Raw genomic sequence first — 25,142 nt, forward strand, 5'->3', positions numbered from 1 at the left:
TCGTGCTGTTCTACAGGGGAACGACGTCGCCCGCCTCCGGCCCCTTTTGCCCCTGGGTGACGATGTACTCGACCTTCTGGCCTTCCATCAGGCTCTTGAAGCCGTTCCCCTTGATCGACCGGAAGTGGACGAACACGTCCGGACCACCATCGTCCTGCTGGATGAAGCCGAAACCCTTCGCGTCGTTGAACCACTTCACAGTGCCGGTTGCCATGCACTTCTCCTACAAGATCCGAATGCCGCCAGGTCAGCCGAGAACAGCCCCTGCACAGCACACATACGGACGGTACGAACTGGCCGAGCTGGGGCGGACCAAGTCGATTGTGGCAACCAGGATGTGCATCCTGTAGATGATCTGCCCCTGGTAAGGACAGGTTCACACTGTGTCGGTGAGTTCGCGATTACCTGATCCAGCTTCACTCTTCACTGACAAGCGATCCGACTTCATTGACACGGGACACGACTGCCCTGCGACGTTGGATGACCAATTCTGTCACTCGTATGGGGGGGTGATGCCTGTCGGAAGCGCCTCGGCTGCTGTCGGACAGCCGATACTGCCCCGCTGTGACTACTTCACCGACACCTCCGGGCCGACGCCAGGTGCTTCGCCAGGCGGCCGCTGCCGCCCTTGCCGGCACGGGACTGCTGCTGACCAGCGGGCCGAACGCCCAAGCGACTCAGCGCCGAGCCGCCGCGCTGCTGCCGGCCATCGGGCAGACCTTCACCATGGCGATGAGTGCCTTCGGCACCACTTTGGTGGTGCCGCTGCCTCCGCCCCTTCCCCATTTGGACCTCATCGGCGGAATCTCGGTCAAGGTCCTTGCGGGAGGCGCGGACTTCGTCCGACTGCAGACCCTGGACTTCAGCATGGTGGCCGAGCACACGCTGTTCGGGAGGGTCCGGCTCACCCTTCCCGCCCTAGAAGTTTCGCCCCCGAGCACCCTGCAGGAGGGGCCGGGCGGCCTTGTGCACACGTGGCTGCAGTCGATGACCATGACCTTCGATCGGTGGGGTGACCTGACCGGTCCGTTCACCTTGGAGACGTCGCAGCCGGTGAAGGCAAGCGGCGATCTACCTCAGTTCCCGCCCCCGCCCTTGAGTGCCAACCCCAACGGGTCGCCTACCGGCGGAGCCTTCCTGACAGCGGCGGGGCCCATCCACTTCACGGGCGGTCCGCCTGAAGACGGCCTGCCGGACCTGTCTGCCGTCCAGTTGCAGTGGGACGGCATCTACGAAGGACAGCCCACCTAGCGACCGGCCGCCCGGCCACACGAAGAACTGCCCGCACTGCAACCGTGGGTGCGGGCAGTTCGGGATACAGGCGACCGGCAGCGGAGCGCCCTCTTCGAACCCTGAGCATCGCCTTCGGCCGGCCGGCGTTGTCAGTGCCACACCCTAGGGTGCCGGCATGGCTCGTCCCTGGACACGACTGCATGAGCACCTCGGGGGCTGCGCCCGGCCCGTTGGGCGTCGACATAGTTGCCAAGGCTGCTGGCGACCGGCTGGCGGAGTCCGACGACCTGGACTGGAAGGAACAGCTCCCTCAACCCCCGTGCGAGGGCCGCTGGAACGAACTGGCCAAGGACGTCGCCGCGATGGCCAACACCCGCGGCGGCCTGATCATCTTCGGTGTGAGGGACACCACGTGCGAACTGGTCGGCATCACCCCCGGCGACGTGAACACCGAGCAGTACGCCCGGTCGCAACCACGTCCAGCCCTACCTGTCCGACCTCACCTTCGGGGTCCTCACCTCAGCAAAGCCGACCAGGACCCGGCGCTGTGGCTGCCGACCTTTGCGTCCTACTACTGCCAGTACCTCGCCGACTGGGTCGCCATCAAGCTGCGCCGGCAGCTCGCCGTCGACCCCGCCGAACGCGACACCCTCACCCAGGCCACCGCAGCCTGCCCGAACGCCCCGGTAGAGGTCACCTTCGCCCGGTAGCCGCAGCAGACACAGCAGCCGCGCAGGGGCGGGAGGGCGCGCCCGCCCCTGCGCGGCGTTCGATTCTTCGCTCGAGGCAGCCGCTGCCAGCCGCCGAGAAGAGGAACTGGCTCTTTCCACAAGAACGGGTTCTGGTCCAATTTCTGTGGAGCGGTGACGCTCAGCGTTGTCAGACGGCTCCGTACATGGTGATGTGCCACCGCAACCGACCGTGGTGTCGGTGGGCCGGTCGATGATGTCGGGAACCCGGACACTGCCCGCGGTCACTTCGAACGAGTCCTTCGAGAGGATCCGCTGGCCCCGTGGATGGTTGAAGCCCAGGAGAAGACACGTGAGCTTCACGCGATCGCGGCAGATCGCGACGCCGTGACCGCCTGGGTCACACGGGCCGTCGACTCATGCCGGAGCAAGCTGGGCCTGGACCCTGTTCCGCTCCCGATCAGCTGATATTCCATGCTTGACGAGGCTGGCGTCCGGGCTGGGAGGAGGTCGTCGGGCGCAGCATCGAGTCCGTCAATCCATTGCACCATCCCGGACAAGGCCCCAGGCGCGCAACGGCAGGGAACTCGGCTCCCGCGGCGGCCGGTCATCGCACTTCGACCCCGTCGACCACAGCGAGCGTCATGCCGTCGAGTGCGGGATCACCGCCTCAGGAGGAGCCGTGCCGTCGCCACGAGATAGACGAACTCGCGGTCCGCTATGGAGCGACAGTCCTTGCCGCGGCCACCAGCGAATGGTTGTGACCACTCACGCAGCGCGCTGCATGCAAACCAGTTGATCCCGCTCATCCCATGGCTGGGTGACGGTGAAGCCGAGTCGTTCGTACAGGGCAATGGCTCCGGTCCGCCATTCCCACACGGAGAGCCGGATGGTGTCCACGCCGGACTCCGCAGCATGAGCGAGCGCGGTGCTGAGCAAGGCGGAGGCAACACCCCGGCCACGGAACTCAGGGTCGGTCCAGAGCCTCTTGATTTCCAGCTGCCCATTGACCGGAGAGGTCACCACCAGACAGCCCACCACGGCGTCCCCCAGGCTAGCCACCAGCACGACATCGTCGGCGAATGCGGTCCGAGGGTCGGTGATCTCTGCCCGGTAGCGTTTCGGCAGCCCGTCCACATCGGCAACCGGCTTGCCCTTCTCGGCCTCAGTCCGCAGATGGTAGGCCGCCAGCAAGGTGGCCAAGCCGTCCTCGGCAGGAGGAGTCTGGTCTGGCCAACGGACGATGGCAATGTTGCGGTGATCAGTCATGACACCAGGATCACACGATGAAGACCGCGTTCCGCGAGAGCTATGGAGGAGCACTTCCGACACACGCCCTACTAGCGAGCAGCGCGTCACCGTAGGGTGCGCTGCCCTTGTAAACGGGCTACGGCGGGAAGTCGATGTCGGAGGTCGGCAGACTGCACCGTCCGTTGAAGGCAGCGTCACCCTTCACGGTGGTACCGCTGGTCAGTCCCCAGCCGCCCAACATGCGGATCGTGATCTGGTGGCCCCACGGAGCCGGCGTCGGGTCGCTGTAGACGTCCTCGCTCGTCTGGTAGTAGGTCTCACCGACGAGGGCTCCAGTGGATGTGTTGATGACCTCCACGGAGAGGGTGTCGATCGAGCAGGCGCCGGTCCGGTTCCGCCGGCTGACCTCAAGCGGTCGCTCCGGTGCTGATGGCCGCCTTGAGAACGCGCGAGATGACTGAGGTACAGGTGCTCGACTAGGACCTCGCGGGTACGGGCGCGGAGTTCGCGGGCCGAAAACTCGATGTGTTGGATGCCCTTTTTCCGTACTGGGGCAACCGGGCCTCCGTTCGAGGTTTGCGGGGTGAGTGCGGGATCATCTGGATCGTGACTTCTATGAACCCGTCCGAGCCCAGCGCTACTGAGAGCAATCGGATCAAGGTGTGGTACCGGTTTGTGCCGCGTGAAGGCTGGCTCCCCCACGACACTGAAGGGCTCTGGGCCACTCGCCTGAGCAGAGACACCGCCAGGGTGGACAACGTCCCCTTCTTGCAAGACGGGGTGGCTGAGGGTGAGGTCGTGCGGTTCGTGACAGACGCTGACGGACTTCACTGGGCGAGGGAACGGGTGGAGGCATCAGGTAACTGCACAGTCCGGGTCTTGCCAGTTCCCTCCGGCCCACTGGGGAGAAGTGCTCGGGCTGTGCACGAGCGGCTGTCTCCGTTCGGCTTGGGCGGTGAGGTTTTCAGCGAGGAGTTCCCGTTGGTCGCCCTCACCGTATGGACCTCGGCAGCGCCCTCGCGTACTGGGTGCAGGCCGACGACGACCGCATCGCGCGCGCCACGCGCCGCCAGCCAAGTCATCTGCCAGGCATGCTCACCCGGGCCGAGATCGTCGAGCGGTACTGCGACCGGACGGGCCTGCCCGCCGACAACTGGCCCTTCTACGAGACCTTCGGCCTGTTCCGGCTCGCGGTGATCGTCCAGCAGATCTACTACCGCTACCACCACAAGCAGACCCGTAACCCGGCCTTCCGCAACCTCTGGCTGGCCGTCAACTACCTCGACCACCGCTGCCGGTCGGTCATCCGCCGCAGCGCCGGGAACTGACGAAAGGGGCGGGAGTACCGCCATGCCACTGATATGCCTCGTCCGTCACGGCCAGGCCTCCTCCGAGGCGGAGGACTACGACGTCCTGTCCGATCTCGGCCGCGCCCAGGCCACCGCCGTCGGCCGGGAACTCGCCCGCCGTGGCCTGCGGGACCCGCACCTCGTCTCGGGCACCCTGAACCGTCAGCGTGACACGGCTCGTCTCCTCGCGGACGCGGCCGGATTCGAGCGGCCGCTCCACCAGGACGCGCGCTGGAACGAGTACGACCACCTCGACCTGATCGCCCGCTACGCCCCCGCTTCCCGGCGGACCGCTTCGATGCAGGATCTGCTCGACCACGCCCTGCTGGGATGGATGCGCGATCCCGGCGTGACCGACGGCGAAACGTGGGCCGCCTTCTCCGGGCGCGCCGCGGCCGGACTGGCCGAGCTGCCCGCCGCGCTCGGCCGGGGCCGCGACGCGGTCGTCGTCACCTCGGGCGGTGTCCTCGCCGCGCTGTGCGGCGCACTGCTCTCACTGCCCCGTGAGGGAGTTGTCGCCCTCAACCGAGTCACCGTCAACGCCTCCGTCACCGCTTTTGCGGCGGGCGCGTCCGGGACCACTCTGCTGACCTTCAACGAGCACGCCCATTTCGCCGGCGACCGGCGCCACATGCTCACCTACCGCTGAGCGCGCCCTCGGCGGGGACCATGCCGGTGCCGGCGGCTCAGACCGCTGTCCGTGCGGCCGCCGCCGTTGCGGACAGCGCCGGGGAGGCGTTGAACAGCGCGTGGACGGCGGCGGTGACCTGGGCGGCGACCACCTCGGGCGTGGAGGTGTCGAGCTTGCCGTCGAGGTGCAGGAAGGCCAGGCCGTGGACGAGGGCCCACACCGTGGTCGACAGGGCGTCCGCGTCCACGCCGGGGAAGGTGGCGTGCACGATGCCGCGCACGTACTCCGAGATGGCGGCGGTCGCGGCGACCCGTTCCTCGCTGGTCGGGTCGCAGGGCTCGGCGAACATCGCGCGGAACAGGGCGGGGTGCTCCAGGGCGAACCGTACGTAGGCGACGGCGACCGCGGCGAGCTCGTCGGGGGTCGCGGGCGCGGGGTGGGCCGCGGCCAGGTGTCCGGCGAGTTCACGGTAGCCCTCGGCGGCGACGGCGGAGACGAGCGCGTCGCGGTCGGCGTAGTGGCGGTAAGGGGCGGTGGCCGACACGCCGGCGCGTCGGGCGACGGCGCGCAGCGAGAGGCCCGCGCTGCCGTCCTCCTCGAGCAGTTCGCGCGCGGCGCGCAGGCAGGCGGCGCGCAGATCGCCGTGATGGTACGTGCCGGTCTGAGGCATAGGTCACACATCCTTAATGTTTACAGTGCTCACATTCCCTCTCTAATGTGAACGCCGTATACATCGTAAGTGATCGAAAAGGAAGAGGGAACCGGGATGACCAGCGAGCTGTTCTCACCACTGCTTCTTCGCTCCGGTCAGGTGCTGAGGAACCGGATCGCGAAAGCGGCCATGGAGGAGAACATGGCCGGTGACGGCCAGCTTCCCGACGAGCGGATCCTCACCCTCTACCGGCGCTGGGCCGCAGGCGGTGCCGGTCTGCTGATCACCGGCAACGTGATGGTCCACGCCGAGGCGCTGACCGCGCCCGCCGGTGTCGTGCTCGACGAGCGCTCGCCCTTGAAGCCCTTCGCCGAATGGGCGGCGGCGGGCAAGTCCGGTGGTGGTGTCGTATGGATGCAGATCAACCACCCCGGCCGCCAGGTGGCCGCGGACATGCCCGGTGTCGTCTGGGGTCCCTCCGACATCGGCCTCAACATGGGCAGGCACAGCCGCCGCTTCGGCCGGCCGACCGCCATGACCCCGCAGCAGATCGACGACACCCTGACCCGGTTCGCCGTCACGGCCCACCGGGCCGAGAAGGCTGGCTTCGACGGTGTGGAGATCCATGCCGCGCACGGCTACCTCCTCTCCCAGTTCCTCTCTCCGCTGGTCAACAAGCGCACCGATCGGTGGGGCGGCTTGCTGGAGAACCGCGCCCGGCTGCTGCTCGACATCGTCCGCGCCGTCCGCGCCGCCGTCTCGCCGTCCTTCGCGGTCGCCGTCAAGCTCAACTCCGCCGACTTCCAGCGCGGCGGATTCGACGCCGACGACGCCCGCCAGGTCATCGAGATGCTCGAACCCCTCGGCGTCGACCTGGTCGAACTCTCCGGCGGCAGCTACGAGAGCCCCGCCATGACCGGCCGCCGGGCAGACGCCAGCACCCAGGCCCGTGAGGCGTACTTCCTCGACCTCACCAAGGACCTCGTCAGGACCAGCCCGCTGCCACTGATGCTCACCGGCGGCATCAACCTGCGTGTCACCGCAGAGCGCGTCCTCTACAACGGTGTGGCGCTCGTCGGCATGGGAACCGCCCTCACCCTCACTCCCGACCTCCCTCAGCGCTGGCTCGACCACCGCGAGGCCGACCGCGTCATGGAGCCGGTGACCTGGTCCGACAAGGCCCTCGCCGCCGCCGCCGGCATGGCCAGAGTGCGCCATCAGATGCGCCGCCTCGCCCGCGGCCGCGACACGAAGCCCGGCACCAGCCCAGTGCTCGCCCTGCTCTCCGAACGGCGCAAGCAGCGCAAGGCCCTGCGCGGCTACCGCGCCTGGCTTTCCAGGACACGCGGCACCACGAACCCGTGAACCCGCCTCTGTGGCGATGCCCCGATGACGTCGGGTGCCCGTGATCGTGATCGGCCGGGGTGGGGCGTGCCTCGGCAGGAGACCGCGCGAGGAGGGCGGACCCGCCCTGTGGACGGGTCCGCCCTCCTCGCGCGGCGCGGCCCGATGGGGGCCGCCGCCGTACGGCAGCCGCTGGTCAGCGGACGCCGACCGCCTTCAGGGCCTTGAGCGCTCCGGTCAGGAGGGTGGCCCAGGTCTCGGGGCTGATCCGGGCGGGCGGAGTGAAGCCCTGAAGGCGCTGGTGGGCGACGGTCTGGGCTTCGGTGTACTTGAGGATGCCGTCGGCGCCGTGGCGGCGGCCGAGTCCGGAGTCGCCCATGCCGCCCATGGGAGCGTCGACGCTTCCCCACGCGGCGGCGAAGGCCTCGTTGACGTTGACGGTGCCGGCGTGCACGCGGGCGGCGACGGCCCGGCCGCGGGCTCCGTCACGGCTCCAGACGCTGCCGTTGAGGCCGTAGGCGGTGGCGTTGGCCAGGCTGATGGCCTCGTCGACGTCGCGGTAGGTGTAGAGGGAGACGACGGGTCCGAAGGTCTCGTGGTCGTACAGCGTCATGTCGGGGGTGACATCGCCGAGGATGGTCGGCTCGTAGAACAACGGGCCGAGGTCGGGGCGTGCCTTGCCGCCGGCGAGGACGGTGGCGCCCTTGGCGACGGCGTCGGCGACGTGTTCGGTGACGGTCTTCAGCTGGGAGGGAGTGGTGAGACTGCCGACGTCGACGCTGTAGTCGTAAGCGGCGCCGATCTTGAGCCTTCGGGTGCGGGCGACGAACGCGGCGACGAACTCGTCACGGATGGACTCGGCCACGTACAGGCGCTCGATGGAGACGCACAGCTGCCCGGCGGAGGGGAAGCAGGCGGCGACGGCGCCGTCGGCGGCCTTCTCGATGTCGGCGTCGTCGAGGACGATCATGGCGTTCTTGCCGCCGAGTTCCAGGGAGGCACCGATCAGGCGCTTGCCGGCATCGCTCGCGATCTGCCGTCCGGTGGCGGTGGAGCCCGTGAACATCATGTAGTCGGCGTTGTCCATCAGCGCGCCGCCGATGGAACTGCCGCTGCCGATGACCATCTGCCACACGTCCTCCGGCAGCCCGGCCTCGTACATGAGGTCCATCGACCACAGCGCGGTCAGAGCGGTCTGGGTGTCCGGCTTCTGCACGACGGCGTTGCCGGCCATGAGGGCGGCGATGGTGTCGCTGGCGGCCATGCTCAGCGGGTAGTTCCACGGCGAGATGACGGTGACGACGCCCTTGGGGTGGCGCAGCTCGGTGGTGTGGGTGAGCAGCGGGATCGCGCCGCGGCGGCGCTTGGGGCTGAGGTACTTGGCGGCGTTGCGGGCGTAGTAGCGCGAGACGATGCCGATGTCGACCACTTCGAGGAAGGCGTCGCGGCGGGTCTTGCCGTTCTCGGCCTGCATCAGGTCCAGCGCCTGGTCCTGACGGGCCAGGACCAGGTCGTGGTAGCGCAGGAGGATCCGCTTGCGCTCCGCGATCGGCGTGGCGGCCCAGGACTTCTGCGCGGTCCGGGCGCGGACGAACGCGGCCTCGACGTCCTCCGGGGTGGAGACCGGGACGTCGGCCAGGGGAACGCCGGTGTAGGGGGCGGTGGTGGTGACGCGCGCGGCGTTCGGAGCGGCCGAGACCCGAGTGGTCAGCCGCTGGAGGAAGGACGGGGTGAGGGACGAGGGAAGACCCGGACCGCGGGCGGTGGTGGTCGGGCCGGCGGATACGGTGGCCATGGCGGGGCTCCTTTGTTACTGGCTGCGGCTCTGGACCGAGGTGGGGACCGGCATGTGCAGGGCCGCCTGGCCTTCGGTCATGACGTCGAACTGGATGGTCCGCTTCGGCTTGAGGGAACGCAGGTCGTCGGACATGTGGCCCTCGCCGAGCTGGAGGCTGACGCCGCTGGTGCCGCGCGTCGTACCGGCGTTCAGCACATTCGTCTGGTTGAGAGTGGAGTGCCAGGCACCGTCGATCGTCGTGTACGAGGTGAGCGAGCCGACGCGCTCACCGCTCGGGTAGGCGGTCTGCTTCGGCGTGGCCGCCAGGAGCGCGAGGTCGACGCCGCCGGAGTCGTTGGCCACGCGGGCTGTCGTCCGGTGGTCGTCGATGTCGACGTCGAGCTCGGTGACCCACTTGGGGAAGCCGTAGCCGTCGTGGCCGCGGACCTGCGCGATCTCCGAGCTCACCGGAAGGGACAGCACATAGGAGTGGAGGTGCTCGTTCTTCAGGCCGGAGACGAGGTCGAAGAAGCCGAGCTTGCCGTGCCTGGCGGGCTTGACGGCGATACCGACGGCGGCCTCGGTGTAGAAGTCGATGTCGCACACGTCGTAGCGGAAGAACATGACCGAGATCAAGCCGAGCCCGGGCACTACCTCCAGCGGCGAGAGCTCGCCGGGCAGGCGGCTGCGGATCGCGCGGGACGGCGCGAGCATCGTGAGCCGGGCGGTCGAGACGGTGTAGTAGAAATTCGGGGTCAGCGTGGGGCCGATCGGGGAGTCGACCTTGATCTTGGGGAGCGGCCGGAAGAAGTCCACGCCGCTGACGCGGGGGTCGCGGGCGATCGCGTCGAGGTCGGGGTTCATGCGGTAGCGGTCGTACAGGCCGCCCTTGGGGACGGTGACCTCGCGGCCTCCCAGGTCGACCTTGACGATGTCGTTCTGAGTCGAAGACATGGGGGAGTTCCTCACTCTGATGTAAGCGGTGTACACATGACTGTAGGGTTGCTATGTATGCAGCGTCAACACTTAGGGGCGGGAGTTCTCCGGAGGGGTTCCGGCGGCCATGAGCCGAGGTCAGGCGGCCATGAGCGAGGGTGCCGGGAAGGACGCCGCCGCCCTTCTCGGGCGTCGCTCGTCATTTCCTTCCGAGCCGCCAGTGCGCGGTGGAGAGGATGCTGGACCACACTGTGGCCACGGCTCCGAGCGAGGCCGCGGGCTCGCCCGCGTTCCCTCCGTCGAACTCGGCGGACGACGCCTCCGCCCGCGAACTCCCGTCGTTCTCAGTGCTGTTGGCGGGCTGTACCGGATCCGCCACCCTTGAACTCCCTGTGTCGGTGCGGACTGCCGGGCACTGGCCGTGCCCGGCAGGCATGCGTTGCGCGGCTCGGCCGTGTCACCGCCCCGCAGGCGTTCTCGCGTTCGACCCCTAAGGGGTGTCCGCAAAGTCGCGCCCGCTCCGCGACGCCTGGCGCGCTCCCCCTGGCTCTTCGAGCTGGGGGACCCCCACTCGCCGCACCGGGCGCCCCGTTCGGGCCGGGCTGATCCGAACGACAGGGCCTGGGTGGAGTGACGCCGTCCGGGCGGTGCCGCTCAGGCGGCACTCCGGGACTGCGACAGCCAGGCACGGTAGCTGCGCAGGGCCTTGCGCTGCTTGCGCTGCTCGGAGATGAGGGCGATCGCCGGGTGGGTGCCGGGCCTGGGGCTGCTTCCGCGGGCCAGGCGGCGCATCTGGTGGCGCACCAGAGCCATGCCGGCGGCGGAGGCGAGGGCCTTGTCGGACCAGGTCACCCGCCGAATCTGCCGGTCCGCCTCGCGGCGCTCACGCCAGCGATCGGGCAGGTCGGGGGTGACGGCGAGGGCGGTGCCCATACCGATGACCGCCACACCGCTGTCGAGAACCTTCTCCGCGGTCGCGCGCCGGGTGATGCCCCCGGTGAGCATGAGGGGCAGTGGGCTGGTCCCGACCAGGTCCTTGGCGAGGTCGAGGAAGTACGCCTCACGGGCCTGGGTGCGGGCGTCGGCGGAGCGGCCGGTCATCGCCGGGCTCTCGTAGCTGCCGCCGGAGAGTTCGACCAGGTCGACGCCGAGGGGTTCGAGCATCTCGATGACCTGGCGGGCGTCGTCGGCGTCGAATCCGCCGCGCTGGAAGTCGGCGGAGTTGAGCTTGACGGCGACCGCGAAGGACGGCGAGACGGCGGCGCGGACGGCGCGGACGATGTCGAGCAGCATCCGGGCGCGGTTCTCCAGCGAGCCGCCCCACTGGTCGGTGCGCTTGTTGACCAGGGGAGAGAGGAACTGGGAGAGGAGGTAGCCGTGCGCGGCGTGGACCTCGACACCGTCGAAGCCGGCCTGCTCGGCGCGGCGCGCGGTCACCGCGTACCGTGCGACGGTCTCCTCGATCTGCTGCGGGGTCATGGCGGTCGGGCGGCCGAAGCGGCTGCTGTGCTTGCCCAGGCTGACGCCGATGTCGGAGGGACCCCAGACGACACCGGGCATGTCGGAGGCCACTTGGCGGCCGGGGTGGTTGATCTGCATCCATACCGCACCGCCACCGGACTTGGCGGCCTTCGCCCACTCGATGAACGGTTCCAGTGGGGCGTTCTCGTCGAGCACGACACCTCCGGGGCCGGTCAGCGCCTGCGCGTGGACCATGACATTCCCGGTGATCAGCAGTCCCGTTCCGCCGGTGGCCCAGCGCCGGTACAGCGTGAACAGCCGCTCGTCGGGAAGCTGGCCGTCACCGGCCATGTTCTCCTCCATCGCCGCCTTCGCGATCCGGTTCCTCAGTACCTGGCCGGAGCGCAGGTGCAGTGGTGAGAACAGCTCGCTGGTCATGTAGGGGTCCCTCTTCCTGCGTGATCGCTTGCGATGTGTGCACCACTCACATTAGCGCGGCAATGTAATCAACGTAAACATTGAGGGCTGTGGGATGCGTCGCAGGTGAGTGACTCGCGAGCCGGTCAGTGATTCATGCCGGCGGCGGTCCGGATCTTCCCGCGTGCGCGTGCCCGCCGCGGGGCGGCCGGGGGTGAGGGTGCGGGGCCCGGGTGGGGCCGGCCGGTCAGGCGTGGGGGATCTGCACGAACCCGAACACGTCGTCGACGAGTGCGGCGAGGGGGCGGTCCGTGCCGCTGTCGGCCCAGCGCATCAGGGCGACGTCGAAGCAGCCCAGCGCGGTGTTGATCATCGTGTGGGCCCTGAGATCCGCGTCGGGGCCGTCGCTGCCGATCCGCGACGCTATCTCCGGTACGAGGACATCGGTCCAGGCCAGGTGCTTTTCGAGGTAGCGCGCGCGCAGGCCCGGCGTGTGGCAGATGAGGCGGGTCGCCCGCTTCCAGCGGTCCTTGTCGGCGTCCATCTGGAGGGCTGCCGTCCGGAACGTGGCGCGCAGCGCGTCCCACGCGGGCGTGTTGTCGAGGTGCCGGAGCAGCTCGTCCCGGACCTCCTCGGCGGAAGGGATGCGGTCGCCGAAGACGACGTCCTCCTTGCTGCTGAAGTACCGGAAGAAGCTGCGCTGGGAGATGCCCGCCGCCGCGACGATGTCGGCCACGGTGACCTGGTCGAAGCCGGTGCTGTCGAAGAGGTCCAGGGCCGTGTCGGCCAGCGCCTCGGTCACGGCCTGACGGGCCTTCATGCGCAGGCCGGGCGCTGGCGTCTCTCTCATGGCAGAAGGCTATCAGTGCCAGACTTGGCACAGTGTGTCAGGCGTGGCATCCTGTGTCACAGGCGCCGAAGCGAGATGTGAGGCCGCGGCCGTGACCGGTCGCCCGCGCTCAGTCAGGGGCAGATGATGGTTTGAGCCCTTTGCTAAGACTTCGGCTGATACGTCCGTCGGAACGTCGATGAATCCGTTCCGACAGGAGGAAGGTCTGTTATGACCAGGGTGTTGTTCGTTGTGTCCGCGGCTGATCGGTGGACGTTGCGGGACGGAGAGGTGCATCCGTCGGGGTTCTGGGGTGAGGAACTGGCGATGCCGCACAAGATCTTCTCCCGGGCAGGATGGGAGATCACGATCGTGACGCCGGGCGGGAAGGCCCCGACGCTCGATCGGCTGAGCATGTCGAGGACGGCGGGGTGGCCGTCCAAGCTGCGTGAGGTGGCTGCGTATCTGGACGCGATCCAGGGCGACTTGAACAGTCCGCGGTCACTGGACGAGATCGATCCGGACGACTTCGACGTGGTGTTCTACCCGGGTGGGCACGGTCCCATGGAGGACCTGTCGGTCGACCCGGTCTCCGGCGCCCTGCTGACCCGGGTCCTCGCGTCGGGCAAGCCACTGGCGCTGCTGTGCCATGCGCCGGCGGCGGCGTTCGCGGCGCGGAACGAGGACGGGTCGTGGCCGTTCACCGGGTATCGGATGACAGGGCTGTCGAACCTGGAGGAGAAGTTCAACAGCTTCGGCCGTAAGGCCGTCTGGTTGCTGGAGGACCGGCTGCGGGAGAGCGGCGCGGAGTACTCCAAGGCACGCCTGCCGCTGCGGCCGTACGTGGTGGTCGACCGCAACCTCTACACGGGGCAGAACCCGCCGTCGTCCGAACGCCTCGCCGAACGCATCGTCGCCGACGTCGCCGCGACGGCGAAGGCCCGCTAGCCGGCAGTCCCCGCCACCACACCGCCCCTGACCTCTCGCCTGGAAGGCCCACGCCCCATGACCGGCACCGCCGCCCCACCCGCGGCACAGCAGGATCAGGACATCCCGGGGACCGTCATACGGCTCCGGGCCACCTTCGACTCGGGCGTCACCCGGCCGGCGGCCTGGCGCCGACGCCAGCTCCACGCCCTACGACGCCTGCTCAGGAACCACACCCCGGCCATCGAGGAAGCCCTCTACGACGACCTGCGCAAGGGGCGCACCGAGTCGCACCTCACCGAGATCGGCGGAGTGCTGGCCGAGATCGAACACGCACTGCGCCACCTCGACCGCTGGATGAGGCCCCGCCGGGTCGCCGTACCGATGAACATCAAGCCGGCCACGGCCCGCATCCACCCCGAACCCCTGGGCGTCTGCCTGATCATCGCGCCCTGGAACTATCCGCTGACGCTCACACTGAACCCCCTGGTCGGCGCCCTGGCCGCAGGCAACGCGACCGTCGTCAAACCCAGCGAACTCGCACCCGCCACCAGCCGGCTGCTCGCCGACCTCCTGCCCCGCCACCTGGAGGCCGTCGCCGTCGTCGAAGGAGCGGTCGAGGAGACCACCCTGCTGCTCGCACAGCGCTTCGACCACATCTTCTACACCGGGAACGGCACCGTCGGCCGCATCGTCGCGGCGGCGGCGGCGAAGAACCTGACGCCTGTCACCCTCGAACTCGGCGGCAAATCACCCGTCTTCATCGACGAGACGGCCGACATGACCGTCACCGCGCGCCGGCTGGCCTGGGGCAAGTTCACCAACGCCGGCCAGACCTGCGTGGCACCCGACTACGTCCTCGTCACCGACGCCGCCCGCGACTCCCTGCTGGCCGCACTGCCGAAAGCCATCCACCAGATGTTCGGCACCAACCCCCGCACCAGCGCCGACTACGGACGGATCGTCAACGACCGCCACTTCCAGCGACTGACCGGCCTCGCGGCGCAGGGCGACCTCCTCACCGGAGGCGTCTTCGACGCCGGTGAACGCTACATCGCCCCCGCCGTGCTGACCGACGTACCGCCCGAGGCCCCCGTGATGACCGAGGAGATCTTCGGCCCGATCCTCCCGGTCCTGACCGTACGCGACGTCCACGAGGCCATCGACTTCATCACCGCCCGGGACAAACCCCTCTCCCTGTACGCGTTCACCCGCGACAAGGCGGCCCGGCAGGCCCTGGTGGAGAAGACCTCGTCCGGCGCGGTCGTCCACAACGCGCCGATGATCCACCTCGGCGTACCGAACCTGCCGTTCGGCGGCGTCGGGGAGTCCGGCATGGGCGCCTATCACGGCAAGACGTCCTTCGACACCTTCAGCCACCGCAAGCCGGTCCTCTCCAAGCCCACCAGGCCCGACACCCTGCGCCTCATCTACGCCCCGCACACCTCCCGCTCCTTCAGCCTCATCGCCAAGGCCGTGTCCCGGACCCACCCGCTCCTCGGAAGGAAGCGATGACCAGCCGCATCATCCTGCTCGGCGCCACCGGCTACGCGGGCGACCTCGTCCTCGACGCCCTCCTCCGCAGAGGCGTCAGGCCGACGGTGGCCGGACGCAACCCCGCCGCACTGGAGGCACTGGCCGCGCGCTCCGGCGGACTCGACCACCTGGTCGTCGACGCCGCCACCCCGACGACCTGAGGAAGCACCTGCGGCACGGTGACGTACTGATCACCACCGTCGGGCCCTTCGAGCGCTTCGGCTTCCCCGTCGCGCGGGCCGCGGCCGACGCGGGTGCCCACTACCTCGATTCCAGCGGCGAGGTCGGGTTCGTCCGCGCCCTGCACGCCCGGCACCACCGACGCGCCCGCGAGACCGGCGCGGTGATGCTGCCCGCCTTCGGGTACGACTACGTGCCGGGCATCCTCGCCGCGGCCCTCGCCCTCCAGCAGGCAGGACCGATCGCCCGCGCCGTCGACATCGGCTACTTCGCCACCGGCCCCATCTGGCGCGGCATCAGTCAGGGCACACGCACCACCATGCGCGACGGCATGACCCTGCCCTCGGCGCGCCGGCACCGGCACCGGCTCGTCGACGAACGCACCGCCTCCCGCGTCCGCCGGTTCACCGTGCGGGGCCGCCGCAAGTCGGCGTTCCTCGTCTCCGGCACCGAAGTGCTGTTCCTGCCGGAGGAGTTCCCGTCCCTCGACGACATCACCGTCTACAACGGCTGGTTCCCCGGCCTCAGCCGCGCCCTGTCCCTCTACTCGGCCCTGGTCAACGCCAGTACCCGTCTTCCCGCGGGCCGCAAGCTGACCGACGCGCTGACCCGTCCGCTTCTCCTCGGCCCACCGGGCGGCCCCGACGAGGCCCTGCGCGAACGGATCCCCTCCCACGTCGTCGCCGTCGCCTCCTCGGGCGTCAAGGGGCAGGCCCCGCTCGCGGAGGTCCATCTCGAAGGCCCCAACCCCTACAGCCTCACCGGCGAACTCATCGCCTGGGCCGCCGACCGCCTCACCACCCGCCCCGGTGCCACGCCCGGTGTCGTGGGGCCCACCGCCGCCTTCGGACTCGACACCCTCCGCCAGGGCTGTGCCGAGCTCGGACTCCGCACGGTCTGACCAGCGGGCGGCCGGACTCCCGGCGGAACTCCTCCGCGACGGGACCCCAGGACCCCGGGTTGCACGCGTATGGCAGGCGGGGACCATGGGAGGGAGAAACGAGGAGCGGTGCGCACCGGGAGGACCGCCCTGTCCGCCGGCCGGCGGCGCACGGGGCCCCTCCAGCCCACCGGGAGGCTCCCATGAACGAACCCGGCGACCCCCTCGCCCCCTGGACGGACCGTCTGCTCCGACTCGGCCCCGGCATCCCTCCCGAGGACGCCCGCAGGTTCGTGCACGACCTGTACACCCGGGCCCAGGCCGACAGCGACGAAGAGCGGGCGGAAGCGGACTTCGAGCGAGAGGAATGAACCCATGGGCGACCTGTCACCGGGGTTCCACGGGAAGGCCCGCGACCTCGTGTCCCGGCTGCCTCCGGGGCAGTATCCGACCGAGTCGTTTCCCGTCCTGTCCGCCGGTCCCACGCCGCACATACCCACCGACCGGTGGTCGTTCACCGTGACCAGCGAGACCGGTGAGAGCCGTTCGTGGACGTGGCAGGAAATGATGGCGCTCCCGCAGGAGGAGCCCACCGTCGACATCCACTGCGTGACCCGCTGGTCGAAGTTCGACACCCGCTGGCGCGGCGTCCCCCTCGACGTCTTCCTCGACGAGGTCGAGACCGCCGCCGACTTCGTCGTCGCCGAGTCCTTCGACGGCTACACCACCAACCTTCCGCTGGAGGACGTCACCGACGGCAAGGCCTGGCTGGCGCACTCCTTCGACGGCTACGCGCTCTCCCCGGACCACGGCGGCCCGGCCCGGCTCGTGATCCCCCACCTGTACTTCTGGAAGTCGGCCAAGTGGGTCAAGGGCCTCATCCTCACGCTGGACAGCGAACCCGGCTTCTGGGAGTCAGCCGGCTACCACGACTACGGCGACCCCTGGCGCGAGCAGCGCTACTGGAGCGACTGATGCGCGGGTGGCGACGGGCCCGCCTCACGGAGCGGACGAAACAGACCGCGACCGGCCGCACGCTGGAGTTCGAGGTGCCTCACTGGCCGGGACACCTGCCTGGTCAGCACGTCGACGTACGGCTGACCGCCGACAACGGCTACCAGGCCGTGCGCAGTTACTCGCTCGCCGCTCCCGCCGACACCGACAGGATCGAACTGGGAATCCAGGCGGCGCTCGGAGGCGAGGTCTCCCCGTACCTGGCCGACGATCTTCCCGTGGGCGCCGAGATCGAGGTCAAGGGACCGCTCGGAGGCTGGTTCGTGTGGACGCCGCAGGACCGCGGCCCTCTCCTGCTGATCGCCGGGGGCTCCGGTGTCGTGCCTCTGATGGCGATGCTGCGCGCACGGCTCGCGTCGGTGTCGGACGACCCCTGTGCGCTCCTGTACTCCGTACGCGGCCCGGACGACGTCTGGTACGCCACGGAACTCGACGCCGCCGCTGACGTCGTCGGCGTTCGCCTCCTCTACACCCGCACCGCGCCGGACGGCTCCGAACGCCCCGCGGGACGCCTGACGGAGCGGGACCTGCCGGTCCTGCCGTCCCCGGCCGCGGCCCGCTGCTACGTCTGCGGCCCGACCGGATTCGTCGAGCACGCCGCAGCCCTGCTCCTGGCCGCCGGACACGCACCCGACCAGATCCGTACCGAACGCTTCGGCTGACCCATCCGTGCCGCACGGTGAGGAACCCCTGCCATGAACGAGCACCCCTTGTACCTCGACGGCAACGCCCTGGCCGGCCCGCTCGGAGAGGTCTTCGCCGTCGACCCGACCACCGCGTGGCGGCTGTGCCCCTCCTGCCGTCTGCCCGCGACCGTGGCCCAGTTGCACGTCTACGGCCCCGAGCCCGGCCTGACCGCCCGCTGTCCCGGCTGCGCCGCCGTCGCCCTGCGCGTCGTGGCCCAGCCCAGGTATCTCTGGCTCCAACTCGGCGGCGCGGCGGGTGCTTTCCGCTTCGCCCTTCCCCCCACCGCGCCATGAGCCGCGACGGCGCGGCCCTCGTGAAGGAGGCCGCGCCGCACGCCGAAGGGCAGCGGTCCCGGACGGTGGACCGGGTCAGGCGTCGTGTCAGGCGTCCTTCAGCTGGATCCCCCTGGTCTCCCGCATGAGGTAGCACGCGACGCCCGTGAACGAGCACAGCAGCATGATGTAGAAGCTGGAGAGCCGGGCCACACCCCACTCGACGAAGAGCTGGTTCAGGTACGGTGCGCTGCCTCCGAAGACGGCGACGGACACGGAGTACGCGAACCCGATGCCCTGGGTGTGTCGGGAAGTTCTCCGACATCGTGGCCGACAGGAGTGCTCCGGGGATGGCCACGACCGCCAGCGCGACCGACGACGCCACCAGGAGCGTCCAGCCCTCCGAGCCGATCAGTCCGGTGAGCGGGATCTGCAGAGTGATCATCAGCACCGCGAACGCGATCATCATCGGACGCCGGCCGATCCTGTCGGAGAGGTGCCCCCACAGCGGCAGGGTGGTCAGGGCGAGGCATTGCGCCGCGACGGAACACCAGTAGGCGACACCGGCGTCCATCCCCATCCTGGTGATGGCGTACGTGGACACGTACGAGGTCCAGGTGTAGTGGGCCGCGGTGATCCCCGAAGTCATGGTGATGACGAGCAGGACGGCGCGAACCACCTGCTTGCGGGGCAGCGGCCGGGCCCCGTCGCCCGACTGCTCGGCCGCGAACACCTCACTCTCGTCCATGCCGCGGCGCAGGTACAGAGCGGCCAGGGCCAGGAAGGCGCCGAAGAGGAACGGGAGGCGCCACCCCCACTGGGCGACGGCGCTGTCGGACAGCACGGACGTCACCGCCCCGCCCACCGAGTAGGCGACGGCCGAACCGCCGAAGATCGCGACGAACACGATGCTTCCCCACAGGCCGCGGCGCTCGCTCGGCGCGATCTCCGCGACGTAGGTGTTGGCCGTCGCGGACTCGCCGCCGTGGGCGAACCCCTGCGCCATGCTGGCGAGCAGGAGGATCAGCGAGGCCCAGGCCCCGACCGAGGCGTAGGTGGGCATGAGGCCGATGACGAGGCTTCCGCCGGCCATCATCAACATGGTGGTGACCAGCACGAACTTGCGTCCTCGCCGGTCGGCGATCCGTCCGAAGACGATGCCGCCCAGCGGACGCATGAGGAAGCCGACGGCGAAGACGGCCAGGGTGGACAGCAGCGCCGACACCTGATCGGACGGGTTGAACATGACGGTGGCGATGAAGGCGCGAACACCGCGTAGGCGCTCCACTCGTACCACTCGAGAACGTTGCCGACCGTGCTGGCGAAGAGGGACCGGCGCCTCGACCGCAGGGTGGGGACGGGACAGGTTCTCTCCCCGGCCGCCCCGGTTCCTGTCTTCGCGTTGCTCATGGCTGCTCCTTCACTGTTTTCGGGCAGGCGGGAGTGACGTTCGGTACTGGTGGGGGGTGGGGTGGTGACGCGGTGGGGCGTCAGGCGCGGGGAGTCGCGATCAGGCCGGCGTACTGTGCCGCCATGGTCAGCAGACGGGGGACTCCCGTCTCGAGGGACGGAGCGAAGTCCGTGTCGTCCGGGCGTTCACCACGCCGCCAGCGGGTGTAGATCGCCTCGCAGAAGATCGCTGCCTTCCACAGCGCGAGGGCCTGGTACCAGGGGAGCGCCGTGAGGTCGAGGCCCGTGTGGGACCTGTAGCGTTCGGCCAGTTGAAGCCTGGTGAAGTAGCCCGGTGCCAGGGTCACCGGTGTCAGTTCCAGGGGGGTGCCGGGCACGCCGGCCTCCGAGTAGGTGGCGGTCAGGTAGCCCAGGTCCGCCAGCGGGTCGCCGAGGGTGGCCATCTCCCAGTCCAGGATCGCCATGACCGACGCGGGCGACCGCGGAGCGAACATGAGGTTGCCCATGCGGTAGTCGCCGTGGACCACCGCGGCGGCCTGGCTCGCCGGCAGGTTGCGGCCGAGCCAGTCCGCGATGCGCTCCACCGCGGGAAGACCGCGCGAGGCGTTGACCTCCCACAGGCCGCTGAAACGGTCGACCTGGCGGCGGAGGTATCCGTCGGGGGAACCCAAGGAGGCGAGTTCGCCCTCGGTCACGTCGATGCGGTGCAGTGCGACCAGAGCGTCGACGACCGCCACGCTGGTGGCACCGCGCTGTTCGAGCGAGGAGAGGTGGGCCGGCACCGTGTCGGTGACGACCGTCCCGTCGAGGTGGGACATGAGGTAGAACGGCACGCCCAGGAGCGATACGTCCTCGCAGACGGCGACGATCTCCGGCACCGGCACCCCGTGCCCGCGCAGGGCCTTCTGGACGCGGGCCTCGCGCACCATGTCGTGCGTCGACCTCGGTAGCGGCGGGCGAGGACCGCGACGCAGGACGACACGGTCGCCGCCGCGCTCGATCAGATAGGTGATGTTGGAGTGCCCGTCTCCGATGCGCTGCCACGTGATCGGACCGTGCCCGACACCGTGCGTGTCCAGGAAGGCGGTGACCGCGTCGACGATGAGAAGGGGAGGGCTTTCGAGGTGCCTGGCCGCCTCCCGGCTCGCGACGACCTCCACTCCGTCGGGGACGGTGTGCATCACGCGCCCCCGTCCCGTCCGGCGACCGTGTCGCCCCGGTACGGTTCACCGGCCCGGACCGTGGCACTCCGGCCGGCCGAGGCCCGACGGGCGATGGCCCACTTGTGGGTCTCGTTGGGGCCGTCGTAGATGCGGAACGGGCGGACCTCGTTCAGGTACTGCGCCAGCGGGAGCCCGTCGGAGACTCCGTCCCCGCCACAGATCTGGATCGCGCGGTCGACCACCCGGAAGATCGCCTCCGAGCAGTGCACCTTCGCGATCGAGGACATCGCCGATCCGGCCTTGGGATCGGTGTGGAGCAGCGCCGCGGTCCTGGTGATGATCGCGTCGGAGGTCTCGATGTCGATCACCGACTCGGCGATCAGGTTCTGCGCGAGGCCGAGCGAGTCGATCGGACCGCCGAACAGCTCCCGCCGCCCGGCCCGGTCCAGCGCGATGTCGAGCGCCCGCCGCGCAAGCCCCAGCCACCGCATGCAGTGGGTGAGACGTGCCGGACCGAGCCGCACCTGGGCGTACCGGAAGCCGAGTCCGACCTCGCCGAGCACCGCGTCGTCGGGGACGTGACAGTCCTCGATGTACAGGTGCGGATGGCCGCCGTCGATGGAGCGGTCGACGGTGTGGATCGCCTCGCCGACCCGGACACCGGGGTTCGTCATGTCGACCAGGAACATGGTGGCCCCTTCGGGGGAACCGTTCACGGCCGGGGTCCGCGCCATCACGATGCAGTACGCGGCGCCGACGGCACCGCTGGTGAACCGCTTGTGGCCGTCGATGATCCAGCCGCCCTCGGTACGGGCGGCCTTGGTGCGCAGCGCGGCCGGGTCGGAGCCCGCTCCCGGATGTGGCTCGGTCATGCCGAAGCAGGACCGGATCTCTCCCGCTGCCAGCGGTGCCAGGTACCGCTTCTTCTGCTCCTCGGTCGCGATCAGGTTGAGCATGTGCATGTTGCCCTCGTCGGGTGCCATGCAGTTGAGTGCGCTGGGGCCGATGGGTGAGTAGCCGGCCAGCATCACGGACCCGGCGCGGCAGAAGGCGCTCGACGGTGTCCTGGACGAGGCGGCGCGAGTGGAGGGCGTCGTCGACGTCTCCCGGCCGGCCGAGACCGGCACGGTGTCGTCCGGCCGGACCATCGCCTACTCCGACGTCCGGTTCACCGAGGAGGCCCCCGAGGTGCCCGAGGAGGCCAAGGAGGAGCTGGCCACCGCGGTGCAGCCACTCCGCGATGCGGGGATGCAGGTCGAGCTGGGCGGCTCCGCCATGCTTCCGCAGGCCGAGGCGGGAGGCCCGGCCGAACTGGTCGGTGTCGTCATCGTTCGTGGTCCTCGCCGTCGCGCTCGGCTCCCTCGTCGCGGCCGGACTGCCGCTGCTGACCGCGCTCCTGGGCGTCGCCGTCGGCGTGCTCGGCACGATGTTCGTCTCCCGCTTCGTGGAGATGACGGGCACCGCCACCGTGCTGGCCCTGATGATCGGCCTGGCGGTCGGCATCGACTACGCGCTGTTCGTCATCTCCCGGCACCGCGAGCAGCTCGCCGACCCCGACACCGACTGGGAGGAGTCGATCGCACGCGCCACCGCCACGGCCGGCAGCGCGGTCGTCTTCGCCGGCGCCACGGTCGTCATCGCGCTCGCCGCACTGGCCGTCACCGGCATCCCGTTCCTCACGATCATGGGCCTGGCCGGTGCCGTGACCGTACTGATCGCCGTCCTCGTCGCCGTCAGCCTGCTCCCGGCCGTACTCGGCGTGTTCGGCGAGCGGATGCGCCGGCGCCGTCCCGGGCCGAAGGGCCGGCGCGAGAACCGGACCGCCGGTTCCTGGGGCCTGGCCTGGGCCCGTGTCGTCACCCGTGCGCCGGCCGTGGTCCTGCTCGCCGGCGTCCTCGGCCTCCTGGCGCTCGCCCTGCCCGCCCGCGAGCTGCGCCTCGGTCTGCCCAGCTACGCCTCACAGCCCGAGGCCAGCACCCAGCACAAGAGCTACGACCTGCTCACCGAGGGCTTCGGCCCCGGCTTCAACGCCACCCTCATCACCGTGGTGGACACCGAGCACATCCCGCAGGACCGGCGGCAGCCCACCGTGACCCAGCTGCGTGGCGAACTGGTCGCCGACGAGAACGTGGCCGCCGTCTCGCCCCCGGTGGCCAGCCCCTCCGGCGGCGTCGTGGTCATGTCCGTGGTGCCGAAGTCGAGCCCCGACGCCCAGGCCACCACCGACCTGGTCCACCGCATGCGTGACCAGGCGGGCGAGGTGGCCGGTACCGGCGGATCCCTCTACGTCACCGGACAGACGGCCATGGCCATCGACGTCGCCGGCAAATGCGGGGACGCACGGCCCCTGTTCATCGGTGTCATCGTCGTCCTGGCGCTGATCCTGCTGGCCATCGCCTTCCGGTCGGTGCTGGTGCCGCTCAAGGCGGCACTGGGCTTCCTGCTCTCGGTCGGCGCGAGCCTGGGCGCCTCGGTCTGGGTCTTCCAGCAGGGCCACCTGAACGGCCTGCTCGACGTGGCCGCCGTCGGACCGGTCACCAGCTTCCTCCCGATCCTGCTCACCGGCGTCCTCTTCGGCCTCGCCATGGACTACGAGGTGTTCCTCGTCAGCCGGATGCGCGAACACTACGAACACAGCAAGGATCCGGCCGAGGCGATTGCCCAGGGCGTCTCCAGCAGCGCACGGGTCGTCGTGGCCGCCGCGCTGATCATGATCGCGGTCTTCGGCGGATTCATCTTCAACGAGGACCCGATCATCAAGTCCATCGGTTTCGCACTCGCCTTCGGCGTGTTCATCGACGCCTTCGTCGTCCGGATGACGCTCGTACCCGCCGCCATGGCCCTGCTCGGACGACGTGCCTGGAGCATGCCCCGCCGGCTCGACCGGCTGCTCCCGGACGTCGACATCGAAGGCGCACGACTGCCCGAGCCCGCTCCGGCTGAACCTGCCGCGCACCAGGAGGCCGAGCGGAAGCCCCCGCACGGCAAGACGAGCGCCCGGGTCTGACAGCCCGGGTCAGGCTCCGATGCCGTCGACGTCCGTGGGGGGCGACGACGGCATCGGATCTCACCCTGCACCTCCCGCACGGCAAGGGGAGGTGCAGGGTGTATTCGCGTCTCGCGTCTCGTGCCTCGCGTTTCGCGGCTACGGCCTGCGGGCTTCGGCCTGGCGATGCCGACGGGTCCACCTCCTGTGCGGCGATCTCAATGTTGACACTGCACACTCCGCCACGCAATGTATGTACTGTAAACATTCTGCCTCTCGGGTGCGCGGACGAAAGCGGGTATAAGCCCCCTTTCTCGGTATCGTGTTCGCGGCGCGCCGGCATCGGCCGACCTCCAGTAGGGACGGTCAAGGGTGCGCTGTCCCCAAGACCCCGCAGAAGCCCTTCATCTCAGTTGTGGGAACGGAGTCGTCGTGAAGGCTGTGTCGATCAGGGAGTCCGGTGGTCCTGAGGTCCTGGAGTGGATCGAGGTCGAAGACCCGACGCCCGCCGCCGGCGAGGTCGTCGTCGACGTCGTGGCCAGTGCTCTGAACCGGGCGGACGTCATGCAGCGCTGGGGGCTCTACCCCTTGCAGCCGGGTTGGTCGCCGTATCCGGGCCTGGAGGTCTCCGGCCGCATCAGCGCCGTCGGCGAGGGGGTCACCGGCTGGCAGGTGGGCGACGAGGTGTGCGCCCTGCTGACCGGTGGCGGTTACGCGCAGAAGGTCGCCGTTCCGGCAGGGCAGCTGCTCACGATTCCGAAGGGTGTCGGGCTGGCAGAGGCGGCGGGTCTTCCGGAGGTGACGGCGACCGTGTGGTCGAACATCGTCATGACCGCGGGCCTGAAGGCAGGGGAGACCCTTCTGGTGCACGGCGGTGCCGGCGGCGTCGGCACGATGGCTATCCAGATCGCCAAGGCCCTGGGCGCCCGCGTCGTCACCACGGTCGGCGGCGCCGAGAAGGCCGCCCAGGCCCGGGAGCTCGGCGCCGACGTGGCGATCGACTACCGCACCGAGGACTTCACCGAGCACGGCCCCTACGACGTGATCCTCGACGTCGTGGGCGGTGACTACCTGGAGCGCAACGTCCAGTCGCTCGCCGCTGACGGCCGGCTGGTGGTGATCGGTCTGCAGAAGGGGCTGGAGGGCCGGCTCAACCTCGCGGAGATCGTGTTCAAGCGGGCCTCCGTGCATGGCACCACGCTGCGGACCCGGTCCAAGGAGCACAAGGCCGAGATCGTGGCGCAGGTCCAGGAGAACGTCTGGCCCATGATCGAGAACGGGACCGTGAAGCTGGTCGTCGACCAGACCGTCCCCATGGCCGACGCCGCCGAAGGGCACCGCCTCATGGAAGCCGGCGGCCACCTCGGCAAGATCCTGCTCGTGAACGACGAAAACGCGTGACGCCGGACCGGCCTCACATGTGAGCCGACTCGCGCCGGAAGTGACGGGGTCACGGATCGTCGGCGTTCCGGGTGGGTGCAGGTTCGCCGCCTCGACGCCCCCGTCGGCAGTCGTTCC

At 69.6% G+C, this 25,142-nt stretch carries 26 protein-coding genes and 2 pseudogenes; 16 read left to right on the forward strand and 12 right to left on the reverse strand.

Features of this window, described 5'->3' with window-relative positions:
- Positions 1–10: 10 nt before the first annotated feature.
- The gene (locus ABT232_RS12330; protein WP_351839574.1) at positions 11–214 is read right to left on the reverse strand and encodes a cold-shock protein; all 204 of its coding nucleotides are present in this window, start codon (positions 212–214) and stop codon (positions 11–13) included.
- 350 nt (positions 215–564) lie between these two features.
- Here ABT232_RS12330 and ABT232_RS12335 point away from each other — a divergent pair, with 350 nt between their 5' ends.
- Together ABT232_RS12335 and ABT232_RS12340 are read left to right on the forward strand one after the other, a co-directional pair.
- Complete coding sequence (locus tag ABT232_RS12335; RefSeq protein WP_351839337.1) at positions 565–1,251, forward strand: hypothetical protein; 687 nt, start codon at positions 565–567, stop codon at positions 1,249–1,251.
- A gap of 182 nt (positions 1,252–1,433) precedes the next feature.
- Entirely contained in the window at positions 1,434–1,943 is a 510-nt protein-coding gene (locus tag ABT232_RS12340) for an AlbA family DNA-binding domain-containing protein (RefSeq protein WP_351839339.1), read from the forward strand.
- A 747-nt stretch (positions 1,944–2,690) separates the two neighbouring features.
- On the opposite strand, the gene ABT232_RS12345 is transcribed toward ABT232_RS12340, so the two are convergent.
- Together ABT232_RS12345 and ABT232_RS12350 are read right to left on the reverse strand one after the other, a co-directional pair.
- Positions 2,691–3,191, reverse strand: coding sequence for a GNAT family N-acetyltransferase (locus ABT232_RS12345; RefSeq protein WP_351839341.1), 501 nt, complete (start codon positions 3,189–3,191; stop codon positions 2,691–2,693).
- 118 nt (positions 3,192–3,309) lie between these two features.
- Positions 3,310–3,531, reverse strand: coding sequence for a hypothetical protein (locus tag ABT232_RS12350; RefSeq protein WP_351839343.1), 222 nt, complete (start codon positions 3,529–3,531; stop codon positions 3,310–3,312).
- A 257-nt stretch (positions 3,532–3,788) separates the two neighbouring features.
- Between ABT232_RS12350 and ABT232_RS12355 the strand changes: the two are divergent.
- The 3 genes and pseudogenes from ABT232_RS12355 to ABT232_RS12365 all read left to right on the forward strand — a co-directional run.
- A pseudogene (locus tag ABT232_RS12355) lies at positions 3,789–4,172 on the forward strand (DUF4265 domain-containing protein); the annotation flags it as partial.
- The gene (locus tag ABT232_RS12360; protein WP_351839584.1) at positions 4,172–4,501 is read left to right on the forward strand and encodes a hypothetical protein; all 330 of its coding nucleotides are present in this window, start codon (positions 4,172–4,174) and stop codon (positions 4,499–4,501) included. The pseudogene ABT232_RS12355 and the gene ABT232_RS12360, both read left to right, overlap by 1 nt.
- Before the next feature lie 22 nt (positions 4,502–4,523).
- Positions 4,524–5,171 carry a histidine phosphatase family protein gene (locus ABT232_RS12365; RefSeq protein WP_351839345.1) on the forward strand — a complete coding sequence of 216 codons (648 nt, stop codon included), beginning with the start codon at positions 4,524–4,526 and terminating at the stop codon, positions 5,169–5,171.
- Positions 5,172–5,208: 37 nt separating this feature from the next.
- Here ABT232_RS12365 and ABT232_RS12370 read toward each other — a convergent pair whose 3' ends face one another.
- Positions 5,209–5,823: a TetR/AcrR family transcriptional regulator gene (locus ABT232_RS12370; protein ID WP_351839347.1), complete on the reverse strand. Its 615-nt coding sequence runs from the start codon at positions 5,821–5,823 to the stop codon at positions 5,209–5,211.
- A 96-nt stretch (positions 5,824–5,919) separates the two neighbouring features.
- Here ABT232_RS12370 and ABT232_RS12375 point away from each other — a divergent pair, with 96 nt between their 5' ends.
- Complete coding sequence (locus tag ABT232_RS12375; RefSeq protein WP_351839349.1) at positions 5,920–7,170, forward strand: NADH:flavin oxidoreductase/NADH oxidase family protein; 1,251 nt, start codon at positions 5,920–5,922, stop codon at positions 7,168–7,170.
- 175 nt (positions 7,171–7,345) lie between these two features.
- On the opposite strand, the gene ABT232_RS12380 is transcribed toward ABT232_RS12375, so the two are convergent.
- The 4 genes from ABT232_RS12380 to ABT232_RS12395 form a co-directional block, all read right to left on the reverse strand.
- The gene (locus ABT232_RS12380; RefSeq protein ID WP_351839351.1) at positions 7,346–8,944 is read right to left on the reverse strand and encodes a succinic semialdehyde dehydrogenase; all 1,599 of its coding nucleotides are present in this window, start codon (positions 8,942–8,944) and stop codon (positions 7,346–7,348) included.
- A 15-nt stretch (positions 8,945–8,959) separates the two neighbouring features.
- Positions 8,960–9,880, reverse strand: coding sequence for an acetoacetate decarboxylase family protein (locus tag ABT232_RS12385; RefSeq protein ID WP_351839353.1), 921 nt, complete (start codon positions 9,878–9,880; stop codon positions 8,960–8,962).
- Positions 9,881–10,516: 636 nt separating this feature from the next.
- Positions 10,517–11,761: an NADH:flavin oxidoreductase/NADH oxidase family protein gene (locus tag ABT232_RS12390; RefSeq protein ID WP_351839355.1), complete on the reverse strand. Its 1,245-nt coding sequence runs from the start codon at positions 11,759–11,761 to the stop codon at positions 10,517–10,519.
- Positions 11,762–11,987: 226 nt separating this feature from the next.
- A complete protein-coding gene (locus tag ABT232_RS12395) occupies positions 11,988–12,590 on the reverse strand; it encodes a TetR family transcriptional regulator (RefSeq protein WP_351839357.1) in 603 nt (200 codons plus the stop codon).
- A 210-nt stretch (positions 12,591–12,800) separates the two neighbouring features.
- Between ABT232_RS12395 and ABT232_RS12400 the strand changes: the two genes are divergently transcribed.
- The 8 genes from ABT232_RS12400 (at position 12,801) to ABT232_RS12435 (ending at position 18,086) form a co-directional block, all read left to right on the forward strand.
- Positions 12,801–13,517, forward strand: coding sequence for a type 1 glutamine amidotransferase domain-containing protein (locus ABT232_RS12400; protein ID WP_351839359.1), 717 nt, complete (start codon positions 12,801–12,803; stop codon positions 13,515–13,517).
- A 57-nt stretch (positions 13,518–13,574) separates the two neighbouring features.
- Positions 13,575–15,011 carry an aldehyde dehydrogenase family protein gene (locus ABT232_RS12405; RefSeq protein ID WP_351839361.1) on the forward strand — a complete coding sequence of 479 codons (1,437 nt, stop codon included), beginning with the start codon at positions 13,575–13,577 and terminating at the stop codon, positions 15,009–15,011.
- Positions 15,008–15,193, forward strand: coding sequence for a hypothetical protein (locus tag ABT232_RS12410; RefSeq protein WP_351839363.1), 186 nt, complete (start codon positions 15,008–15,010; stop codon positions 15,191–15,193). Before ABT232_RS12405 ends, ABT232_RS12410 begins: the two co-directional genes overlap by 4 nt.
- Positions 15,194–15,375: 182 nt before the next feature.
- Positions 15,376–16,113: a saccharopine dehydrogenase family protein gene (locus ABT232_RS12415; RefSeq protein ID WP_351839365.1), complete on the forward strand. Its 738-nt coding sequence runs from the start codon at positions 15,376–15,378 to the stop codon at positions 16,111–16,113.
- Between the two features lie 182 nt (positions 16,114–16,295).
- Positions 16,296–16,463 carry a hypothetical protein gene (locus tag ABT232_RS12420; protein WP_351839367.1) on the forward strand — a complete coding sequence of 56 codons (168 nt, stop codon included), beginning with the start codon at positions 16,296–16,298 and terminating at the stop codon, positions 16,461–16,463.
- 4 nt (positions 16,464–16,467) lie between these two features.
- Positions 16,468–17,067, forward strand: coding sequence for a sulfite oxidase-like oxidoreductase (locus ABT232_RS12425; RefSeq protein WP_351839369.1), 600 nt, complete (start codon positions 16,468–16,470; stop codon positions 17,065–17,067).
- A complete protein-coding gene (locus tag ABT232_RS12430) occupies positions 17,067–17,768 on the forward strand; it encodes an FAD-binding oxidoreductase (protein ID WP_351839371.1) in 702 nt (233 codons plus the stop codon). The genes ABT232_RS12425 and ABT232_RS12430 overlap by 1 nt, the downstream gene beginning before the upstream one ends.
- Positions 17,769–17,801: 33 nt before the next feature.
- On the forward strand, positions 17,802–18,086 hold the full coding sequence (locus tag ABT232_RS12435) for a DUF6510 family protein (protein WP_351839373.1): 285 nt from the start codon (positions 17,802–17,804) through the stop codon (positions 18,084–18,086).
- Between the two features lie 87 nt (positions 18,087–18,173).
- On the opposite strand, the gene ABT232_RS12440 is transcribed toward ABT232_RS12435, so the two are convergent.
- The 4 genes and pseudogenes from ABT232_RS12440 to ABT232_RS12455 form a co-directional block, all read right to left on the reverse strand.
- Positions 18,174–18,341, reverse strand: coding sequence for a hypothetical protein (locus tag ABT232_RS12440; RefSeq protein ID WP_351839375.1), 168 nt, complete (start codon positions 18,339–18,341; stop codon positions 18,174–18,176).
- Between the two features lie 85 nt (positions 18,342–18,426).
- Positions 18,427–19,311 (reverse strand): annotated as a pseudogene (locus tag ABT232_RS12445) (MFS transporter); the annotation flags it as partial.
- Between the two features lie 244 nt (positions 19,312–19,555).
- Entirely contained in the window at positions 19,556–20,656 is a 1,101-nt protein-coding gene (locus ABT232_RS12450; protein WP_351839377.1) for a phosphotransferase family protein, read from the reverse strand.
- Entirely contained in the window at positions 20,656–21,786 is a 1,131-nt protein-coding gene (locus ABT232_RS12455; RefSeq protein WP_351839379.1) for an acyl-CoA dehydrogenase family protein, read from the reverse strand. The genes ABT232_RS12450 and ABT232_RS12455 overlap by 1 nt, the downstream gene beginning before the upstream one ends.
- Before the next feature lie 170 nt (positions 21,787–21,956).
- Here ABT232_RS12455 and ABT232_RS12460 point away from each other — a divergent pair, with 170 nt between their 5' ends.
- A complete protein-coding gene (locus ABT232_RS12460) occupies positions 21,957–23,645 on the forward strand; it encodes an MMPL family transporter (protein WP_351839381.1) in 1,689 nt (562 codons plus the stop codon).
- Between the two features lie 411 nt (positions 23,646–24,056).
- Complete coding sequence (locus tag ABT232_RS12465; RefSeq protein WP_351839382.1) at positions 24,057–25,025, forward strand: NAD(P)H-quinone oxidoreductase; 969 nt, start codon at positions 24,057–24,059, stop codon at positions 25,023–25,025.
- The last annotated feature ends 117 nt before the right edge of the window (positions 25,026–25,142 follow it).

It is taken from the genome of Streptomyces sp. NPDC001532 (assembly GCF_040298625.1).
GTDB lineage: Bacteria > Actinomycetota > Actinomycetes > Streptomycetales > Streptomycetaceae > Streptomyces.

What these genes read in the sequence shown, in the direction of transcription:
- ABT232_RS12375 (WP_351839349.1), top strand. Translation starts at nt 5,920, where the DNA reads ATGACCAGCGAGCTGTTCTCACCACTGCTTCTTCGCTCCGGTCAGGTG.
- ABT232_RS12400 (WP_351839359.1), top strand. Translation starts at nt 12,801, where the DNA reads ATGACCAGGGTGTTGTTCGTTGTGTCCGCGGCTGATCGGTGGACGTTG.
- ABT232_RS12425 (WP_351839369.1), top strand. Translation starts at nt 16,468, where the DNA reads ATGGGCGACCTGTCACCGGGGTTCCACGGGAAGGCCCGCGACCTCGTG.
- ABT232_RS12430 (WP_351839371.1), top strand. Translation starts at nt 17,067, where the DNA reads ATGCGCGGGTGGCGACGGGCCCGCCTCACGGAGCGGACGAAACAGACC.
- ABT232_RS12405 (WP_351839361.1), top strand. Translation starts at nt 13,575, where the DNA reads ATGACCGGCACCGCCGCCCCACCCGCGGCACAGCAGGATCAGGACATC.
- ABT232_RS12370 (WP_351839347.1), bottom strand. Translation starts at nt 5,823, where the DNA reads ATGCCTCAGACCGGCACGTACCATCACGGCGATCTGCGCGCCGCCTGC.
- ABT232_RS12345 (WP_351839341.1), bottom strand. Translation starts at nt 3,191, where the DNA reads ATGACTGATCACCGCAACATTGCCATCGTCCGTTGGCCAGACCAGACT.
- ABT232_RS12435 (WP_351839373.1), top strand. Translation starts at nt 17,802, where the DNA reads ATGAACGAGCACCCCTTGTACCTCGACGGCAACGCCCTGGCCGGCCCG.
- ABT232_RS12390 (WP_351839355.1), bottom strand. Translation starts at nt 11,761, where the DNA reads ATGACCAGCGAGCTGTTCTCACCACTGCACCTGCGCTCCGGCCAGGTA.
- ABT232_RS12455 (WP_351839379.1), bottom strand. Translation starts at nt 21,786, where the DNA reads ATGGTCCGGCCGGACGACACCGTGCCGGTCTCGGCCGGCCGGGAGACG.
- ABT232_RS12360 (WP_351839584.1), top strand. Translation starts at nt 4,172, where the DNA reads ATGGACCTCGGCAGCGCCCTCGCGTACTGGGTGCAGGCCGACGACGAC.
- ABT232_RS12410 (WP_351839363.1), top strand. Translation starts at nt 15,008, where the DNA reads ATGACCAGCCGCATCATCCTGCTCGGCGCCACCGGCTACGCGGGCGAC.
- ABT232_RS12420 (WP_351839367.1), top strand. Translation starts at nt 16,296, where the DNA reads ATGAACGAACCCGGCGACCCCCTCGCCCCCTGGACGGACCGTCTGCTC.
- ABT232_RS12380 (WP_351839351.1), bottom strand. Translation starts at nt 8,944, where the DNA reads ATGGCCACCGTATCCGCCGGCCCGACCACCACCGCCCGCGGTCCGGGT.
- ABT232_RS12395 (WP_351839357.1), bottom strand. Translation starts at nt 12,590, where the DNA reads ATGAGAGAGACGCCAGCGCCCGGCCTGCGCATGAAGGCCCGTCAGGCC.
- ABT232_RS12365 (WP_351839345.1), top strand. Translation starts at nt 4,524, where the DNA reads ATGCCACTGATATGCCTCGTCCGTCACGGCCAGGCCTCCTCCGAGGCG.
- ABT232_RS12385 (WP_351839353.1), bottom strand. Translation starts at nt 9,880, where the DNA reads ATGTCTTCGACTCAGAACGACATCGTCAAGGTCGACCTGGGAGGCCGC.
- ABT232_RS12340 (WP_351839339.1), top strand. Translation starts at nt 1,434, where the DNA reads ATGAGCACCTCGGGGGCTGCGCCCGGCCCGTTGGGCGTCGACATAGTT.
- ABT232_RS12330 (WP_351839574.1), bottom strand. Translation starts at nt 214, where the DNA reads ATGGCAACCGGCACTGTGAAGTGGTTCAACGACGCGAAGGGTTTCGGC.
- ABT232_RS12450 (WP_351839377.1), bottom strand. Translation starts at nt 20,656, where the DNA reads ATGCACACCGTCCCCGACGGAGTGGAGGTCGTCGCGAGCCGGGAGGCG.